We start from the raw sequence: 18,047 nt of genomic DNA, 5'->3' as shown, positions 1-18,047 counted from the left end.
TATCAACCCCACCAACCTCCCCAGGCTTGGGGAGGCTCCCTCGCCGGGATGCAGGTTCCCGAACGCAAGGTTCGGGAACGACATTCAGGGTCGGAGAAGGGAAGCCGCTTGCGTCAAGGTCGGTCGCTCCTTATCCTCCGCCGGCCTACGGCCTCTGTCCGGTACCGCTCCCTCGCTTGACACGCTGGGCTTGTGCCTTATTCCGAAACGGAGGAAAGCCGTGCCGCTACTGATATTATCGCAAACTTCTTATTTACTTTAATATCATTATTGTTTATAATAGTTATATGCGAGACGGAAAGGGAGTGGGGCTATTGCCTTATGTATGTTTGAATGACGACATGGACAAGCGATATAAGAACATTCGGGTTACATCGGTAATGAAACGCATCCGGGAGGAGCGATTGAGCAACGGCCAGCGTTGGGAGCTACGACGTACGATGTATGGCAATGTTTTTGAGATCATCGATCATGAACGGATGATATGGTATCGGCAGGATCGCCCTGTCTCGGCCACCGGTGATTTATTCGAGGGACATTTGCCATTTTTCTGTGACTACTGCCAAAGTATTGTTTCACATATAAGCCCAATAGATTATAAGCTAACCTATGAGATGTTAACACGGCCATACACGGCCCCTAAGTGGAAGAAATCTCATCAACGCGTGTTCTTTGCTTGTTGCGATAGCTGCGCAGCTCGTCCCTTACCAGTACCGAATGGGATCGTCGGCTATCATATGACGGAATTATGGCAGGACGGCAAGCTAGTGTTTAAACAAAAAAGGAGGCGATGAGCAAAGCCGTGCAGGATGGAACTCTTTCCATCCTGCTTTTTTATGTAGGGAGGGAAATAGCGGAATGAAATGGGATGTAATACAAAAGTAATATCTCTGTATTACGTTTATTTTAATATCATTTATATTTACTTTTGTATCATTTTAGTGTATAATAATAAATATAGAAAAGGAGTTGCGAAAAAGGAGAAAAGGGAAGGTGATACCGCTCATGAGGAATTATAATAAAGTTAAGGTCCTAGCGCGTTTGGAAGCTGAAATAGAGCAGATCCGAACGGAGATGGAGAAATTAGTAGAAAGTAGGGACTATAACTTTCAAGACATAGAGGTAATCAACCTATCCCAGCGCCTAGACTCGCTGCTCAATCGTTATCAAAATGCCAAGGAGGAATAGCATTGAGTGTGCCAGCGCATCAAAGTAACAAGCCAGTACGAGATTTTGAATATGTATCAGGAACGAATCGATTCATCCCGGACATGTGCCCGAGCTGCCCGAAGTACACGGAGGAAGCGACGGACCCGGAAGCCCATTTAAATATGCCCGGCCCCTTCTGCCGGATTCATGCGTCGGTTGTCGAAAAGGCCGATGAGATCATGAACGTATTCAATCTCCGCCGGATCGACACCGATAACCCCTATAAGAAGAAAGTCGAGACGTGCGAATATCAAAACAAGGCGGAGCCGAAATACGTGGATTATGAGCGCGACAGTCCTTTTGCCAAGAAGCGGAATTTAAGCGTAGTAGAAACCCCGAAAGGTGGAAAAAACGTGCTATATCCGGGATACCGCGAAGCCCTGCCGAAGCTGCTTACCGATATGCAGCTCATTATCGAAAAGGAGGGCATGAAGAAGCTTGAGGCTGTAATAAGCCTCAAAGCCCCGACGATCCGGGCCTTGATTGGCGGCACGAAGGAGCCGGATAACGACACGTTCCCGCGATATCAGACGGCAGTAAATAGCTATCTAATTTATGGGTATTGTGGGGTTTGCGGCTTCATCATCCCGAGAGAAGAGAAGGCCTTCACGCAAACGAAAGATCACGGTAAAACGCACAAACGATGTTTCGATTGGGAGAAGCAAGAACCGATCGTCTGCACAGAAGCCACCACGACGGCAGAAGCAGGAATAGAAACACAACATAAGGAGGAGCAAGCTGCTATGAACCAGGAAGCTATCGAGCAAGTGAAGGATGTCGCGGCGGAGGAAAGCCGCTATGTCACTGTACCACTGACGCTCATCGATGCGAACCCTTACAATCCCCGGACGGTATTCGATCCGGCAGCGCTGGAAGAACTGGCGAAGTCGATTGAAAAAGTCGGACTGATTCATAGGCCGCTCGCCCGGATCGTGAATGGCCGCTATCAGCTCGCCGTTGGGCACCGGAGATGGAAAGCGCATGGGCTGGCCGGGAAAGCCGAAATCGACATCGAGCTTCGGGACTACACTGATCAAGAAATGGCGATAATCGCCATTAGTGAAAATCAGCAACGCGCCGACGTAAGTCCCTTGGACGATGCGAGAGCCTACCGGACTCTCATTGATGAGTTTGGTATGACGCAAAAGCAAATTGCCGAGCAATTAGGATGCACACAACCGAAGGTTGCTCAAATGCTCTCGCTGCTGGATCTTAACAAACCGTTTCAGGAAATGATCGTAAGCAAGGAGCTTAGTCCCTCGGTTGCCCGGAGCCTGGCGACACTTGATAAAGAATACCAAGAAATGTTTAATCCCGAACAGGTGAAACGCACCACGGCAAAGGACATGCAGACGAAGGTAAATTACGTAAAGTTTGTCCTGGATGGACTAGCGAAAGAAATAAAAGCCGACGATTCGCTACAAAACAAGATGGCAAAATTTCTCTACGCAAAGGGCTTTGTGCAAGTAAAAAAAACGATCCGTGACGGTATGGATTACAAGTCATCTCACGTAGACAAGCTGAACGGATTCGATTTTTCATATGGCATTGGGCAAGGTTTCCCCCGTGAACAAAAATACCAAGCCCTTGCTCAGAAGCTTGCCAGCTCTGACTTTTACCGGATCAACGTATCCATGAAGGAGATTCCGAACATCCAGGGAGTGCTTGACGAGTTTCTTGGAACGCATTGTACGGCGGATGAGCTGGAAATGCTGGCGGATACAAAGGTCAATACATTTTACGGCAACTCGGCTCCAAGTAAGCCCGCCGAAACCGTTAAGCCGGAAGCTGCGAAACCGCAAGAGACGAAAGAGGAACGCGAACAGCGAAAAGCGGGAATCATCGAGAACTCTCCGGTAGAAGTGATTAAGACAAGTAAAGGATCGACGAAAATTGAAAGGCTGCTCCAGATCATCCAGGAACATCATCGGCCAGCCCATGAGATGACGGATCGCTGTTACAACTGCAAATTCTGGAACCCGGAGGCCAAGGAATATAAAGAACGCTGCAAGGCCTCAAATTTCCGGGAGCTGCACATGTTTACCCGATTTGAAGCGGAGGGAACGGATCTTTTCCATTGTTACGAATACTCCCCGAAAGAGGAGCATATCGAAGAAATCAAATCGGACGAAATGGACATCGAGTATACGATGTTTGAACTGCTGTTGAATCAACTCGAAGGATTGACGCGTTTTCATAAATTAGTTCCGAAGACCAAAGGAAAGAGCCATCGCCAAATCCTTACCTTGTACCGGGAAAGTGACAAGAAAGATAAAGCGTACATGATCGCGACTATTTCCAAACTCATCAACACGCCTGAATATGCAAGAGTAAACGATCGTTATATCCTTTCGCCCAATGGAAAGAAGATTCCAACGAAGGAAAAACATATCGTCGGATCGGAAGATATTTAACGAATCCAGAGCGCCAACCTCCCCAGGCTTGGGGAGGCTCCCTGACCGGGAGGCAGCTTGCGTCAAAGTCGGTCGCTCCTTATCCTTCGTCGGCGGCCTAATTATTACACGTGTTATAAAACAAGTTGTTAAGTCCAACCAATCACCGGGGTTAGGAGGGTGCAGAAAGATAATCATTTACAAGGGAGGGCAAAACAAAATGAAAGAGACATTTCAAGGTGAAGAGTACCGAGTCCAACTCCAGGTATTCGACCTAACGGGGGAAGATGTTCCCGTTAATTTCCAGATAGTTAAGCCAAATTTCTGCGTGACGACGTTGCCGGTTACAGCTCATCCTTCGACTCCGTTTTCTCGCGGCAATCAAGCTTATTATGGTCCAGACTTTGGAGCTGCTTGGGGAATTGTACGGGCATGGACAGAGCGTCCGAATTTATGTATGCCGGATCGATGGAAGAAGTATCAGGCATGGAGGATAGAGAAAGATAGAAAGTTTATTATTATAACTAAATAATTTACTTTAATGTGTTATTGGTGTATAATACAGATATAGTAGTAAAAGCAAGGAGAGAGACGACGATGCACTTTTCAGATGAATTTATTACGGATCTTCTTGAGCAAATCGATCTTACAGAGGTCATGGAGATCCACGGCATAGAGACGAAGCGTGGTCAAGGCAGAAACGATTATTTCGTCGCCTGGTGCTGCAGCAAAAGAGACTTCGATAATGGCCGTATTACAAAGGATAACATCTACAAGGGGAGCCGTCGTCCTCTTTATCAATGTAAGTCCTGTCAAAAGGGTGGAAACGCCATCAACTTTGTTCGGGAATACACCGGGAAATCGTTCCGAGATGCGGTCATTTGGCTGGCGAATCACGCGAAAATGGAGCTGCCTAACGAATTTAAGGACCCGCAGCGTCAAGCCTGGGAAAACCGGAAAGCTCACGCGCTCCGGGAAGCCATTTCCTTCTACCAAAGCAAGGAACATGATTATTTTCTAAGCCGGGGAATCAACCGTGAGGTTCTAAAGGTGCTCGGAGCCGGTTACGCTCCAGGTGGCCGGTCGCTCCGTTCTCATTTAGAGGCGATGGGTTTCACGAAGGAGGAACTTATCGACTTCCGCCTAGTCAATCCGGCGAACGGACACGACACTTTTTTCTACCGGGCTATTTTCCCAATTTACATGAATGGCCGGATCGTGGACATTTACGGCCGGGCAGTTGACGACTCCAAATCGAACGTGCGGCATTTCTATTTGTACGGCACCGATATTCTACACAATATTGATCGTATTGACCCAAAACGTGTTGTTAAACTGTTTGAGGGACATACCGATATGGCCGTGGCCGAATCGTTTGGAGTAACAAATGGCGTTACTCCAGGAGGCGCAGGGAAGTTTTCCGAGTTTCATGCTCGGCTCCTAAAGAAAAAGGGTGTAGAACGTGTAGCAATCCTGTATGATGGGGATAAGGCAGGGCAAAAAGGGGCGCTAGAAGCCGGGGAGCTGCTAGAGGCCGTAGGCATACAAGTTACAGTTGTGGAATTGCCAGAAGGCCAAGACGTTGCTAAAATGCTTAATGTTGGCGGAATGGACAAGCTGAATAGCCACTCGCGTCAAAGTAAGCCGTTTCGAAAATATAAAGCCTTTTGCCTTATGCGGGAGCTGCCGTTAGAATACATCCAGGACTTTCTGAATGAACAACAAAAAGGAGCCGTGCTTAAATGACTTCGGGAAATAAAATGAAAAGCGAATTGCTTAAAAAAGCTAAAGAGGCACATGCAGCCATCCAGGAGCAAATTGCTTACTTGGAATCCGATTTCTCGGACGATTATAACGTGATCCTCAATGGCGCTATATTGTCGCCGGATAAAATTGCTGCGGGGACAAGAATGATGGAGGCATTGCGTCCGGTAGAAGCTGGGCTTACGGCTGCAGCCTACATCCAATATCCGTTTGCTGTTATTATGCGTCAATTGAGCTGCCAGCGCTATTATTCATCCCAGCAAGCCGCTTCGCTGCTCGGGAAAACGAAAGTGAGTTTTCTGCGAGACTTTGTTTATGACATTTACGATCCGAACCTGAACGAAAAAGACACCAAAAATAAGATCGCCGGGTTTGTTCTTGGCCAAGGCGAACGGCCACCGTGGGTTATCTTTGCGGATTCGCTGGAGGAATATGCAAGAAGGAACGGCATTGAATTGAATGAAATTAAGGAAGACGAGAATGATTAAAGGAGTGATTAGCATTTAATGAAAGCTATTCGATTATTCCTTATTGCAGTTGCGATCATCGTTTTGACGATCGTCGGCATCTGGCAGTTTAAAAACCTAATAGGTATTGTAGGACACATTTAATTGTTTGTAACAAAGGGCCAGGCTCGGGTCGTTCTCCCTAAGCCTAGCCCTTTACATTTTTCGACGTTTTGAAAAAATAGATTGATAGATTTGGAAACACATGCTATATTGAAAAAAGTAAACCAATTGAAAATACAAATTCCTACTTCCTCCCGACGGATTCCGAGGCCCGGTTGGAGAGTGAAGTAGGAACGAGAACTGTCTATGTCTCCATTATAACCGATATTCTACTAGAATATCAATAGGGGAATCTATTTTTGTATGAAAAATGTAATACATTTTTCTACTAATAGATTCCCCAGCGGACCCGGAGCATAGACAGGTTGATTGAAAGAGTTTTCTTTCGCCAACCTGTTTTTTTATTTGCCTTTTTTCTAGCTATTTTGTTGACCCCAGGTAGTAACACTCTCCAACCAATAAGAGAGTGGTGCATACATAGAAAAAACCACCCGGCAGCAGAAGACCAGGTGGGAATTGTTTTAAAGAGAATCTTCACCCGTGTTTGGACCTGTTCCAGCAGATCCGAACACCATCTTGCATCAAACACAAAAACTGAATAGTTTTAAAAGGCGTTCGATTCGATTTTTCAAAAATCGATTATTGAAGGTCAGATTTCTTATTGCCTTTTTAGTATAACACGAGTAATGATTGGAGGCAATTAGGAAGATGGTCATGGTTAGCTCTCGCCTGGCTACGTGGTTACAGCATGAAATGAGGCAGGATACCACGCTAATCCCCTGTCCATCGTACCAGGCGGGAGCCTTACCCCTAATGTGCGATTATCTCCGGGTTGCTACGTTTTGGTCGTAGCCACTGGCGTGTAACCAACGCTAAGTGAAGCCGGCCTTGCCCCCGTTTTTCGATCATGTCGTGTAGACACTAGCACGGGCGGGGGCATGTTGGGCGTGTAGACACATAACCAAAAGCCGAGAGGTGAGTCCAACGTAAGGCATAACGAAGCTTGGCAGGGTGTGACTCCTTCCTGCCTTAACCGTTCCGAAAAGTTTACCGAAAGGTGATGTAGTAAAGCATCGTTTGTACCGCTACTGGAAACCGTAGGGGAAGATGAGACTACAGATGAGGGTGGCTGTGAAACTCGTGGTGAGGGGTAGATATATAGGAACCGTCAACTATCCGAGGGAATTTCCCTCATATACAGCGTGGCGACCGGCGATAACGTTGTTACCGGAATTGCTACAATTCACTGTTCCCAGGCCGCAGCCTGGTTTTATTTTTTTTGCGGCTATATCTCGGGATTGGGTGAATTGTGGCTTAAACCCATTAGCAAAAGAAATATTACCCTTCTCAGCCACAATTCATCCAATAAGGCAGGGAGGGGCGGTGGGGAGAATGTTTTAATAAAAGAAACGCATAGCGTTTCTACCTTTTCTAGCGGGCTGTGGATACCCCTGCTTAAATGATAGTATCTATCCACAGGGAGGACGCTGGATTGATTTATTTTATAAGGGAGCTTTATATAAGGAGCGAGTACTTGGAGAATGAAGGATATGTGGAGATTTTTTTTGGGGTGAGGTGGACGTAGCCCAAGCGAAGGCGCGGGAGCCCGTAGGCATTGCCGTTCCTTCCCGCTGCCCCTTCCGTCCGGAGCGTGCTGCAGCTCCGCCTTCCGCCGATCCGCCGGCGCTCCTGGTGCAGCCCGTAGGCGCTGCCGTTCCTTCCCGCTGCCCCTTCCGTCCGGAGCGCTGCAGCTCCGCCTTCCGCCGATCCGCCGGCGCTCCTGGTGCAGCCCGTAGGCGCTGCCGTTCCTTCCCGCTGCCCCTTCCGTCCGGAGCGCTGCAGCTCCGCCTTCCGCCGATCCGCCGGCGCTCCTGGTGCAGCCCGTAGGCGCTGCCGTTCCTTCCCGCTGCCCCTTCCGTCCGGTCCGGGTTCCCTTTTCTCGTTGTAACGTAATTTTTTTTGTAACGTAATGTAATTATGTAATTTGTAACGTAATATGTAATTATGTAATTTGTAACGTAATATGTAATTATGTAATTTGTAACGTAATATGTAATTATGTAATTTGTAACGTAATATGTAATGTGTAATTTGTAATTGTATTATGTAACAATATTGGATATAATAGAACTAATAGAATTAAAAGGAGGAATGAACATGAGTGCAATTTCGAAGGAAATGATTTTTGAGGCCGCGGATACGCTTGTGCAGCAAGGACAAACGCCAAAGGTCGCTTCTGTTCGCCAATTACTCGGAAAAGGTAGCTTTACGACTATCAACGAAGCAATGAAGGAATGGAGAAACGCTCGGGTTCCCCAGGAAGCTCCTGTCCGGGAGACAGCGCCGCAAGCTGTTTTGGATCGTTTCTCCACGCTTGGTAACGATATATGGCGTATTGCGATGGATCTTGCTAACGAAAGCCTGAAAGGTGAACGCGAAGCATTAGAAGCGGCAAGAGTGGAAATGGACGAACAGCAACGCGAAACCGCGGAAATGGCGGACGAGCTTGCTAACGAGGTTGAGGTACTTCGTGTTAAAAACGAGGAATTAACGGGCTTGCTGGATAACGAAAGAGCTGCGCATCATGAGACACGTACTTCTCTTCAAGCGGAAACCGATAAGGTTATTAAGTTGACTGCCCAGTTAGAGGCAGATACTAGACGAATTGATGATTTGAAAGAGGAAAATCGCAGCACTCGATCGCTTTTGGACCAGGCCTACAAAGATCGTGACCGGATGATTGAAATTGATCGGAAGCAAGCGGCGGAAATTGCACGTTTGGAAGGCCAGGCCGAGCAGAATAAGCGTGATAATGATAATCTTGCCGATCATTTAGGCCGAGCCCAAAACGAACGTGATAAGGCTTTAGAAGATAGTAAGAAAGCCCAAGAATTTGCACATGCCTCAGAGATCAAGGTAGCTACTCTCCAAGCTGAGATTGATTCACTCAAAAAGCAAATCGAACAACAATCTAAAATGTTCGAAACCCTGACGGCCAGTTTGAAAAAAGAACCTACAAGAAAGTCACAGGGAAGTTCCGACGAAATAAAATCATAGGCGCCCCCTCCCCATCCCGTTCCTAAAGAGAAGTCCCCTTTGGGGGGCTTCTTTTCGGTTCGTCAACCTTCAAGCCTCTAGGGTTTACAACTGGGGAATTTGATTGACGTCGTCCTTTTATACGATAAGATAAAGGAAAACCATTTGAACCAAATTAGTATTGTATTAATTTGAAATTTATTGTATGTTATAAATATATCATAATTAACGTTGAAAGGAGGTTTTATCATTTGTCCATCACATTGAAAGATGTTTACCCGAATTTGGAGAAAGATGATAAGGAAACGATTTTGCACGGCATCCTTATGAATCACTACGAGCAGCTAAAGGAAACAAAAGCTTTAACAATATTACGTGTGTTATACGAAACACACCCGGAGCCAATTGCCATTAACAAGCTTCATATCCGTATGGGAATTTCTCAATACAAACTATACGAGGAACTTGCACGACTTGACGGGGCCGGCTTTATCTATAAGAAGCTGGACAGCTCCGATCGTAGAATCACGAATATCTACATTTCGTCGCAAGGACTGTATGTTCTACAACAACACGGCGGTAACAAATAATTTGGGGAGGTTTACATAGTATGGCGGGGAAAGCAAAGCGTTTTGGTGGAGATGCAGGCAATTCAGCGTTCAAACTTGCGGTTGAAGGGCTTGAAGAGAGAATATATATTCCTTCGGTTTACTCGGAGGCCATCGTTGGCGAGAGCGACGACCGGGCCGAGGAAGAAGTTGCCGACATCTTGGATCACCTGGATTGCACCATTACAAGTCCATATTTGAAAGAGCAAAAGCGGTACATCATTGGCAACAAAGTTGTAAACGACAACCTGTTAGCGTCTTATATGCCGGTTGGGGTGAAAAAGTCCCGCGAAGAGTTCCCGTTCATTTTAACGCTCGTCGCCCTTGCGAGTGCAGCAATCAAAATGAATCCGGGCAAGAAAAGTATTTCGGCCGAATTTGAAGGCGGGATCTCCCTCCCTGTTAAGCAAATCAGTATAGAAGAGGCCCAAATTGCCGAGTCTCGGTTAATCGGCACTCACACGGTTGTCCTTCACTTGCCGGGCCAAGATATTAAAGTGACCTTACATATCCCGTTCGTGAAGTGCGGTACGGAGGCAGCTATCGCTGCGTACTTCATTTGCTACGACTATCAAGGGGCCGTAAAGAACGAAGACTACTTAAAGGCCATGCACATGTTTTTCGATCCGGGTGACGGTACAACGGAGTTCGCGGTTACGGTCGGGACTACATATAAGAAAGATTTAAGTAACGGTGTGCCGATCGGTGTTGCTACCTCCCTCGATCAAATCATCAATACCTACAACGGCAGTCATGACAATTATCAACTGAAAAGTCGTGCCCATGCCGTGAAGATTCTGCTTGACGTGAATCACCCGAAGCATATCGGCGTGAAAGAAGTATCCGTAAGGCCGCTGAAAGTACTTGCTGCCAATCTCGGGACGCAATTTACGAACCAATTGAAAATTGCGCAGGATACGCAATTCATTCATGGGCTGGGCGGCGGATCGCTGATCCTCCGGGAACATATTCATCCGATTATGGAAAGTCGCGGCTACAACAAAATTTCTTTCTTGCCAGAACCGGTTTTCACAAATGCCAATTCCCTTTTGATTTATGCCCTGTCGCCGCGCTTCCAAGCCTTTAAGGAAAAGTATTTTGCTCATGCGGCAGGTGAATAACCATGCCGAGGGAACCCAAGGTTTATAAGCCTGGGGATCGTTATAGCGGGTATCTTGGCCGGAAGACGCCGAAGGCTGTTTTAAAATGGTTGAGCATGCAAAGCGATTTATCCGAATCGTTGGTCAAAGCCATTGTGAATCAAATTCGAACCCAGGGCATGACAGATATAAGCGGAGTGGATGACATGGACTTTGGGCTTACTGCCCCATCACAAAGGGCTATGCCCTCCCCTTCTCCTGCTTCGATGCCGTATGTTATAGAGGAAACGAAGACGGCGGATTCATCTACCCCTGCAGTGGCGGAAATCGCCCCCGCTGCCAAGCAGGAGACGGCCAGCGCAAGTGCTGCTATGGACGGTGCTGATTCCACAATCCCACGCCCTAGTCGTACCGAAGAGGCCGAGAGTGCAAATCCGTCCGCTGCATGGGGCGGTCTGAAAGATGTAGGCGATGGAGAATTATTTTAATGCGATGAAAAGTGTATTACAAACGTATGAGAAACATCATACAAGTGTAATACACTATTTTTTTGGTTTCTTGTTGATGACTTTCAAACCTAATTGCTGCTGCGCTTTCCGTCCTAACCATGCAAGCTGCATCGCCTGTTCTTTCGTGATTGTCTCATTCTTGGACATTGGCTATTCCCCCTTTTCACCTATTTTTAATCATTATTGGCGAAAGAAAATTTTTTAAACATGCATGTCCTAGTCTCGTCCCTCATACCTTGGATTAGATGGAAAAGTGGACAAACGGACAAGTGGCCCATAGCTAGAGGGGGCATAATTACAAATTGAAGGAGAGGGAGTATCATGGGAAACCTAAACCCAATTTTTAAACCAATCATGCAGCAGCCACCGGCTAAGGCGAACCCGATCGGAGGCAGCACTCCTATTCCGTTGCAGGAAGTCCCCGAGAAGTCGCCGCGTCGAATGCGCTCCGATAAAAAGGATGATGTGAAATTTCCGGTTACAGAGGATATGTGGAAGGCATTGACTTGGGGGTATCGTCGTTATAAAAAGCTGCATCCGAAAGAAGAAATATTTCAAACCGGGTATAACTCAAAGCTGATGGAGAAAGCCCTTTCCCTTAATCCATCCTCTTTCGCGGAAGTAGAGTACAAGGACACAAAAGTCTATAAGCACGTCAAGCTGATCCAATTTTACAGTGACAAATTGTTTGATCTAACGCTTTTATGGAAATGTTCCGAACGCGAAGCTGCGTACCGTGTCATGTGGAATATTGTTAAAAAGGGGGAGCTGCTGTGAAGTCCGGGCAAGGCTTATCCTTAATACAGGAACGTATGGCGCAGTTATTCTTGCCGCCTCGAAAAGGTTTATTTACGCGAAGACAACGGCCCAAATGCATTTCGATGAACGTTCAGGCTTCCAAGGATGATATTTTCAGAGCCGACGTCCTCCTAGATGACCTCCGCCATATTAGCCATGACTCCGTGACTCCGTTCACTCTTGACGGTCTTATCTCCCTTCTCTACATCCAGTTCATTGACCAGATCATACAGGGCGATGTCGAAATTGAACCAGGGGTGCGCGAACAAATCGACCTCCTGGCATTGTCCTATGCTCTTATGACCGCTTATGAACAATATGTTCTCGGAAAACCCAAAGATGTAGAGCTGCAACCCGTAACGCCGAACCGCTATGTTCTTCAACCTGTAGCCCAGCCAACAATTCGACGCCGCATGTATGAAATTGAAATTGAGCTGGATCGATCCGCCGCGCTTCGTGGGGAAGTTACCCTTCGGGACATGCGCCATTTGAATCCAGCCATGCAGCTAAACCTTCCGCAGCTCATTGCGTTGCTCTTTGCTCAATTCATGGCCGCGATCCGCACCGGTAATCAGCGTGAAGTTTTGGAGGATCTAATCGAATCCGCAATCCGTTATTTTGGGGAATGATCCAATTCCCTAAAGAGGCGGCTAATTCCCGCGCCACCCCTAAAAGCGAAGCGACCCGGAGAAAAGCACTCCGGTTCCATTCGCTTTTTTTGCTGCGCTGAGCTCCGCAAAGCGGGGTACCTGGCGGAGCGGAAGTCCACCCCAATTTTCGCCCCCGTGAGGGGGCTGCGACCGCCATAGCATGGCGGCTCCGCAGTATCAACCCCACCAACCTCCCCAGGCTTGGGGAGGCTCCCTGGCCGGGAGGCAGGTTCCCGAACACAAGGTTCGGGAACGACATGCAGGGTCGGAGAAGGGAGGCCGCTTGCGTCAAGGTCGGTCGCTCCTTATCCTCCGCCGGCCTCCGGCCTCCGTCCGGTACCGCTCCCTCGCTTGACACGCTGCAATAATTTATAACGCGTGTAATACTTTCTCACACAAATGTATTATTTTTATCATACTTTTGAAATATATTTCTCATACATACTTATATGATAGTATACTTTTAATTTACTTTAGTATTTACTTTAATATCATTTTGTGTTACAATAATAACATAAACAAAGGGAATACACTACTTAGGAGGTACTAAAAATGTCCTATTTCACAATGGCTAGAGCTTACGAAGGAATTCGCCCGCTTAGCACCGAGGATCTTTTGACCGCAGTAAAAACAACACTGAACAACGAGGGTGATCTTTACATCGATGGCGTGCTTGTGATGTCCGTCCTGGGGATGACCATGGAAGACAATGCCCGCCGACTGGAAGCATACGGAATAAATCATTATATTGCTGGCGGCTGCCACCGGTTTAAATGGGCGGACGAAAGCAAAAACGTTCGTAAATATTACGTTCATTTCTTCGAGCATAGCTTTTGGAAACCAAATTGCATGGACGTGAAAATACATGATTACCGCACGAGGTTGAGTGAGCGGGAATTTAGTTCAATAGAGGACATCTTTGCCGCGATCCGTTTGGAATATCTCCCGCGGATCCCGGAAGAGAACATAAGCATTCTGGAATGGGATGACGAGGGGTGCCGATCGCACAAGTTGCTACCGGAGCAACAAAGCACCTGACCACCTGACCGGACGGTCTGAATAAATGGGCAGTCCGGATCTACTAAACAAGGAGCTGAAAAATACGATGCCAGGAAGGTATGTGGAGCACGATTTTGAGCGGATGAAGGAAGACCGCGAGGCACGGCACGAGCTGCTTCAATATGTTCGAATTATCGCCATAAAAGGGAAATTCAATATGCGATACGAATACGATTGGCTCCGGCGCGGTGTAAAGCGTTGGTATTGCTGGAATCTCTGCATTCAGTATGAACCGGAGGAAATGGAACAAATTTTAAAAAAAGCGCAAGAAGCTGGGGAAAGGATTCACATTGAGGAGTATCGCTATGAGGGGTGCAGTTAGTGTACGGAACGTGGGTTTATGCCGTAACTGGTCCGGGGGACTCTCCCCGACCTGGATTGGCCAGCAGCGAGGGAATAGTCATTAGCGACTCTCAAGACCGCTGGGGGGAATGGTGGATTATTTTATGGACCGATGGGGTTAGCGCAGGACGGCAGGAGCCGATCGCAAAGCATTCTCTACGGCCAAACACGAACGTGCAAGGAATCGGGGTTTATTACGAGGAGAAAGCGGAGGCGTGAGAGGTTGGCACAAGTCATTGGAAAGGAAATGATATACACCCGGCACAATACGACCATAATTCGCCGGGCAAATGCAGTTACGGAAGTGTTTCACGGACAAACTTTAATAGACAAGGTGAAAACGCCGTCGATCGGAACCGCCAAAGAGTTTGACGCCTTCTGCCGGGAGTACATGAATGGAGGAGTATACAAGCTCAAAATCGAGAATGTGAAGCGTCAGAAGAAATGCCGCCGGCCCTGACCGTTTCGATCTCGCCGCCCCGCGGTTCGGTCCTGCGGGGCGTAACTATTACGCGTGTTATACCGGGGCGCATCGGAATCACCGGTAGCGTGGGCTGCAGATGATCGGTCCGACCGCCCTCGACGGCGCGCCGAAAGCAAAGCTAGTCCTCTTCCGGAAACACTAGGAGCGTGAGCTGCAGCTGTCCCGTCTGGCCGCTCTCGCCGGCGTGCCGCCACAAAGCCGTTCCTCTTCCGGGAGCACCAGGAGTGCAAGCTGCAGCTGATCGACCCGGCCGACGTCGCCGGCACACCGGTGCAAAGCTGACCTTCCTCCGAAAGCATCAGGAGCGCGAGCTGCAGCTGCTCGGTCCGGACGCTGTCGCCGGCATGCCGGAGCAAAGCCGGTCCTTCTTCCGGAAGAACCAGGAGCGCGAGCTGCAGCTGCTCGGTCCGGACACCGTCGCCGGAGCGCCGGCACAAAGTCGGTCCTCTTCCGGAATCACCAGGAGCGCGAGCTGCAGCAGCCCGTCCGGTCGTCGTCGCCAGCGTGCCGGAGCAAAGCCGGGGTTCATCCGGAAGAATCAGGAGCGTGAGCTGCAGCAGCCCCGTCCGGCCACTGTCGCCAGCGTGCCGGCGCAAAGCCAGTCCTCTTCCGGGAGCACCAGGAGTGCAAGCTGCAGCTGATCGATCCGGCCGCTCTCACCGGCGTGCCAGAGCAAAGCCGGTCCTCTTCCGGAAGCACCGGGAGGGCGAGCTGCAACTATATGCCAGCTAAGAGTTACTTGTAGGCTGGAGCGAAGGCCCTAAAGGAAGCGAAGTGCTTTGCACTTCGCTTTGAATGTATTTTGCCAGGGGCGGATTCAAGGAAGCCCTACCACGCGAAAATCCTTTCGCGTGGAAAGCAAGTTGGTCGTCCGTCTACTTCTTTCGCTAATTGCTTGACTGTTCCCATCGCTTTCCCCGGCACCTCTAATCTTGGCAAAAGAAAAAGCCGGTAAAGCGTAGGCTGAGGGCATTTTTCCTTACGCTCCGACCTTACCACTACGCGCCTAGTCACAATGCAATGCCAGGCCCCTTCGGGGTGGACGATGTAGATTCAAGAAGGGGATCGTAGCCGGACTAAACCGCCCGGCTACTGATCCCTTTATTCAATGTCCAGCATTGCATTGTCGGCGCTTCGTGGTGCGGTTTTCCGCGTAAGGAAAAATGCGAGGGAGCTGATTCGCGAAGATGGTAAGAATTTCTCTGTATTCGTTAAAGCAAGTGAAGGAAAAAAGTGGACTTTATGATCTGACATCCAGGTTTATCCGTAGTCCAAAGGACGTGCATAAACTTCTAATCGAAGTTCTTGCATTACATGAAGAAGCATCCGAGAAGTTTGGGATCATCACTTTAAACACGAAAAATGCTATTGCAGGTATTCATGTTATCTCCACCGGCACATTAAATTCTTCCTTGGTTCATCCGCGCGAAGTGTTTAAAGCGGCAATTCTCAATAATGCCGCGTCGATTGTTTTATTTCATAATCATCCATCCGGGGATCCGACTCCCAGCAGCGAGGATGCAAGCATAACGGGCCGTATCGTGGAGTGCGGTAATCTGTTTGGTATCGAAGTCCTTGACCATATCATCATAGGAGAAGATAGGTTCACAAGTATGAAGGAAGCTGGGCTCTGTTAAGAGCCCGCCCTTTCGGACGGGGAGATAAGGTAGCAGCGCTGCCGCGCTGCCTTTATCCGCAAATTCGATTGCTGCGGCGGTCCTGCACGTTGCGCAGTCCTCGCCGCAGCAATCGAATTCACGCTAGAAAAAAAATACACCGCCCCGAAGGGCGGGTTTGGGGAAAGCGGGTTTGGTGGATCCCGCAGTTCACCTTTTAAATATAAGCTCAATATTGATTTGCTTTCAAGTATGTCCTTACACTTTTTTAAAATGTGAAATGTATGATATTTGCAATACAAATGTATGAGAAAAGTAATAATAAAGTATGATAAAAGTATGATAAGTGTATGAGAAAATTAAGTGGCACTGTCCCGAAGGATTCTTCTGGAGCGAAACTTTTGGGGTTGGGTGGAAAGCAAATTCTTTACTACTAATTACTTTTATATAGAAGTAATGTTTAGTCCAACTACTTCACATACTCATCATTCTTCATGGGCTAACTTTGCTCATTACCCCATGAATCCTAGATGAATTGACATTACTAGTATATAAAATTATGTGCCGAAAATGGGTCATTCCAGCAATTCCATAAAGAGATAAAGGAATGGGATATGTTACGATAATATTGGTGAGGATATGATGCTTAATAAACCTATTAAACCTATGCTATTGCAGCCTTCAAAGGAAATCATGCCGGACTCGAAGTATTTCCATTCCTTGAAGTGGGACGGCATTCGCGGGACGATGCATTATGATCGCAAGCGTATCCGTTTATTCTCCAGACATTTAACCGATTGTACGAATTCATTTCCTGAACTACACCAGGTTCAGTTGCAAGCCGATAACTGTGTAGTGGATGGGGAATATATTGTACTGACCGTAGAAGAAAAAGACGGCATTGCACGGCCCTGCTTCGATAGCGTCAATTTTCGATTCAAGGCAAAAAAGAAACAGCGGATCGAGCAGTTGATGCCGTCCATGCCGGTACATTTTGCTGCCTATGATCTTCTTTATCTAAATGGCCGCGATTGTACGCATTTACCGATCGAAAAGCGGCTACACCTGCTTATGGAGGTTGTCATTCCGTCCTCATTCATCTCGGTGACTCCTACGTATGATGACGGTGCTGCCCTATTCACGAATGTTCAAGCATTAGGGCTTGAGGGCATCGTGAGTAAAGCTCGCGGCTCCAGGTATTATTTGGACGCGAGGCCTCCGCTATGGTTCAAGACAAAGGCGTATATCTACAAGGAAATAGCGATTCGAAAAATTCATCTTGCGAAATTCGGTTGTGTAATGATGGATAAGCAGATGAACGTCGGTGTGCTGAAATTTGCGCCTCCGGCAGCTCGTAAACGGATCTATCAGGCGGCGCGGCCGATCATCCGATCAGTTCAGCAAGAATGGGCCGAGCTGGATGGAGAGATTCGCTGTCTCGTGAAATGCCAAGGATATACCAAACACGGGATGCTGCGATCGGCCAGCTTCGTTGAGTTTCTTTCCGTATAACGTATGTTATATTACATTTTGGATACGAAAAGAGAGGCGATCGTTCTTAACCCATTTTGCAAGATTTTAAAACCATATTTGGCCGCTAATTCCCGCCACCCCTAAAAGCGAAGCGACCCGGAGAAAAACACTCCGGTTCCATTCGCTTTTTTTGCTGCGCTGCGCTCCGCAAAGCGGGGTACCCGGCGGAGCGAACCACCACCCCAATTCTCGCCCCCGTGAGGGGGCTGCGACCGCCATAGCATGGCGGCTCCGCAAATATCAACCCCACCAACCTCCCCAAGCTTGGGGAGGCTCCCTCGCCGGTGGCAGGTTCCCGAACGCAATGTTCGGAAACGACTGCAAGGGTCGGAGAAGGGAGGCCGCTTGCGTCAAGGTCGGTCGCTCCTTATCCTCCG

General features: G+C 48.1%; 19 protein-coding genes. 18 read left to right on the top strand and 1 reads right to left on the bottom strand.

Annotated elements, in window-relative coordinates:
- The first annotated feature begins 1,005 nt into the window (after positions 1-1,005).
- From AC3G2T_RS35155 to AC3G2T_RS35080, 16 genes are all read left to right on the top strand, one after another.
- Positions 1,006-1,188: an aspartyl-phosphate phosphatase Spo0E family protein gene (locus AC3G2T_RS35155; RefSeq protein ID WP_488438390.1), complete on the top strand. Its 183-nt coding sequence runs from the start codon at positions 1,006-1,008 to the stop codon at positions 1,186-1,188.
- An 8-nt stretch (positions 1,189-1,196) separates the two neighbouring features.
- Complete coding sequence (locus AC3G2T_RS35150) at positions 1,197-3,623, top strand: ParB/RepB/Spo0J family partition protein (protein WP_488438391.1); 2,427 nt, start codon at positions 1,197-1,199, stop codon at positions 3,621-3,623.
- A gap of 199 nt (positions 3,624-3,822) precedes the next feature.
- Complete coding sequence (locus tag AC3G2T_RS35145) at positions 3,823-4,134, top strand: hypothetical protein (protein WP_488438389.1); 312 nt, start codon at positions 3,823-3,825, stop codon at positions 4,132-4,134.
- Between the two features lie 65 nt (positions 4,135-4,199).
- The gene (locus tag AC3G2T_RS35140) at positions 4,200-5,348 is read left to right on the top strand and encodes a toprim domain-containing protein (protein WP_488438388.1); all 1,149 of its coding nucleotides are present in this window, start codon (positions 4,200-4,202) and stop codon (positions 5,346-5,348) included.
- Positions 5,345-5,854 carry a hypothetical protein gene (locus tag AC3G2T_RS35135; RefSeq protein WP_488438387.1) on the top strand — a complete coding sequence of 170 codons (510 nt, stop codon included), beginning with the start codon at positions 5,345-5,347 and terminating at the stop codon, positions 5,852-5,854. Before AC3G2T_RS35140 ends, AC3G2T_RS35135 begins: the two co-directional genes overlap by 4 nt.
- Positions 5,855-7,510: 1,656 nt before the next feature.
- Positions 7,511-7,822, top strand: a complete 312-nt coding sequence (locus tag AC3G2T_RS35130; protein WP_488438386.1) for a hypothetical protein — start codon at positions 7,511-7,513, stop codon at positions 7,820-7,822.
- 270 nt (positions 7,823-8,092) lie between these two features.
- Positions 8,093-8,992, top strand: a complete 900-nt coding sequence (locus tag AC3G2T_RS35125) for a DNA-binding protein (protein WP_488438385.1) — start codon at positions 8,093-8,095, stop codon at positions 8,990-8,992.
- 230 nt (positions 8,993-9,222) lie between these two features.
- Positions 9,223-9,561 (top strand): hypothetical protein, encoded by a 339-nt coding sequence (locus AC3G2T_RS35120; protein WP_488438384.1) that lies wholly within the window; start codon positions 9,223-9,225, stop codon positions 9,559-9,561.
- A 20-nt stretch (positions 9,562-9,581) separates the two neighbouring features.
- On the top strand, positions 9,582-10,700 hold the full coding sequence (locus AC3G2T_RS35115) for a hypothetical protein (protein WP_488438383.1): 1,119 nt from the start codon (positions 9,582-9,584) through the stop codon (positions 10,698-10,700).
- Between the two features lie 2 nt (positions 10,701-10,702).
- The gene (locus AC3G2T_RS35110) at positions 10,703-11,167 is read left to right on the top strand and encodes a hypothetical protein (RefSeq protein ID WP_488438382.1); all 465 of its coding nucleotides are present in this window, start codon (positions 10,703-10,705) and stop codon (positions 11,165-11,167) included.
- A 342-nt stretch (positions 11,168-11,509) separates the two neighbouring features.
- On the top strand, positions 11,510-11,965 hold the full coding sequence (locus tag AC3G2T_RS35105; RefSeq protein WP_488438381.1) for a hypothetical protein: 456 nt from the start codon (positions 11,510-11,512) through the stop codon (positions 11,963-11,965).
- A complete protein-coding gene (locus AC3G2T_RS35100) occupies positions 11,962-12,615 on the top strand; it encodes a hypothetical protein (RefSeq protein ID WP_488438380.1) in 654 nt (217 codons plus the stop codon). Before AC3G2T_RS35105 ends, AC3G2T_RS35100 begins: the two co-directional genes overlap by 4 nt.
- 573 nt (positions 12,616-13,188) lie before the next feature.
- Entirely contained in the window at positions 13,189-13,674 is a 486-nt protein-coding gene (locus AC3G2T_RS35095; protein WP_488438379.1) for a hypothetical protein, read from the top strand.
- 67 nt (positions 13,675-13,741) lie between these two features.
- Positions 13,742-14,017, top strand: a complete 276-nt coding sequence (locus AC3G2T_RS35090; RefSeq protein WP_488438378.1) for a hypothetical protein — start codon at positions 13,742-13,744, stop codon at positions 14,015-14,017.
- Positions 14,017-14,256, top strand: coding sequence for a hypothetical protein (locus tag AC3G2T_RS35085; protein WP_488438377.1), 240 nt, complete (start codon positions 14,017-14,019; stop codon positions 14,254-14,256). The genes AC3G2T_RS35090 and AC3G2T_RS35085 overlap by 1 nt, the downstream gene beginning before the upstream one ends.
- A gap of 4 nt (positions 14,257-14,260) precedes the next feature.
- Entirely contained in the window at positions 14,261-14,497 is a 237-nt protein-coding gene (locus AC3G2T_RS35080) for a hypothetical protein (protein ID WP_488438376.1), read from the top strand.
- Here AC3G2T_RS35080 and AC3G2T_RS35075 read toward each other — a convergent pair.
- Positions 14,473-15,117: a hypothetical protein gene (locus tag AC3G2T_RS35075; protein ID WP_488438375.1), complete on the bottom strand. Its 645-nt coding sequence runs from the start codon at positions 15,115-15,117 to the stop codon at positions 14,473-14,475. The two genes, AC3G2T_RS35080 and AC3G2T_RS35075, sit on opposite strands and share 25 nt — an antisense overlap.
- Positions 15,118-15,708: 591 nt before the next feature.
- On the opposite strand from AC3G2T_RS35075, the gene AC3G2T_RS35070 reads away from it, so the two are divergent.
- Both AC3G2T_RS35070 and AC3G2T_RS35065 read left to right on the top strand, forming a co-directional pair.
- Positions 15,709-16,158, top strand: coding sequence for a JAB domain-containing protein (locus AC3G2T_RS35070; protein WP_488438374.1), 450 nt, complete (start codon positions 15,709-15,711; stop codon positions 16,156-16,158).
- A 618-nt stretch (positions 16,159-16,776) separates the two neighbouring features.
- The gene (locus tag AC3G2T_RS35065; RefSeq protein ID WP_488438373.1) at positions 16,777-17,649 is read left to right on the top strand and encodes an ATP-dependent DNA ligase; all 873 of its coding nucleotides are present in this window, start codon (positions 16,777-16,779) and stop codon (positions 17,647-17,649) included.
- The last annotated feature ends 398 nt before the right edge of the window (positions 17,650-18,047 follow it).

Source organism: Paenibacillus sp. sgz302191 (genome assembly GCF_057749925.1).
The sequence above is the reverse complement of the archived record's forward strand: the minus strand, read 5'-3'. Positions and strand labels throughout refer to the sequence as shown.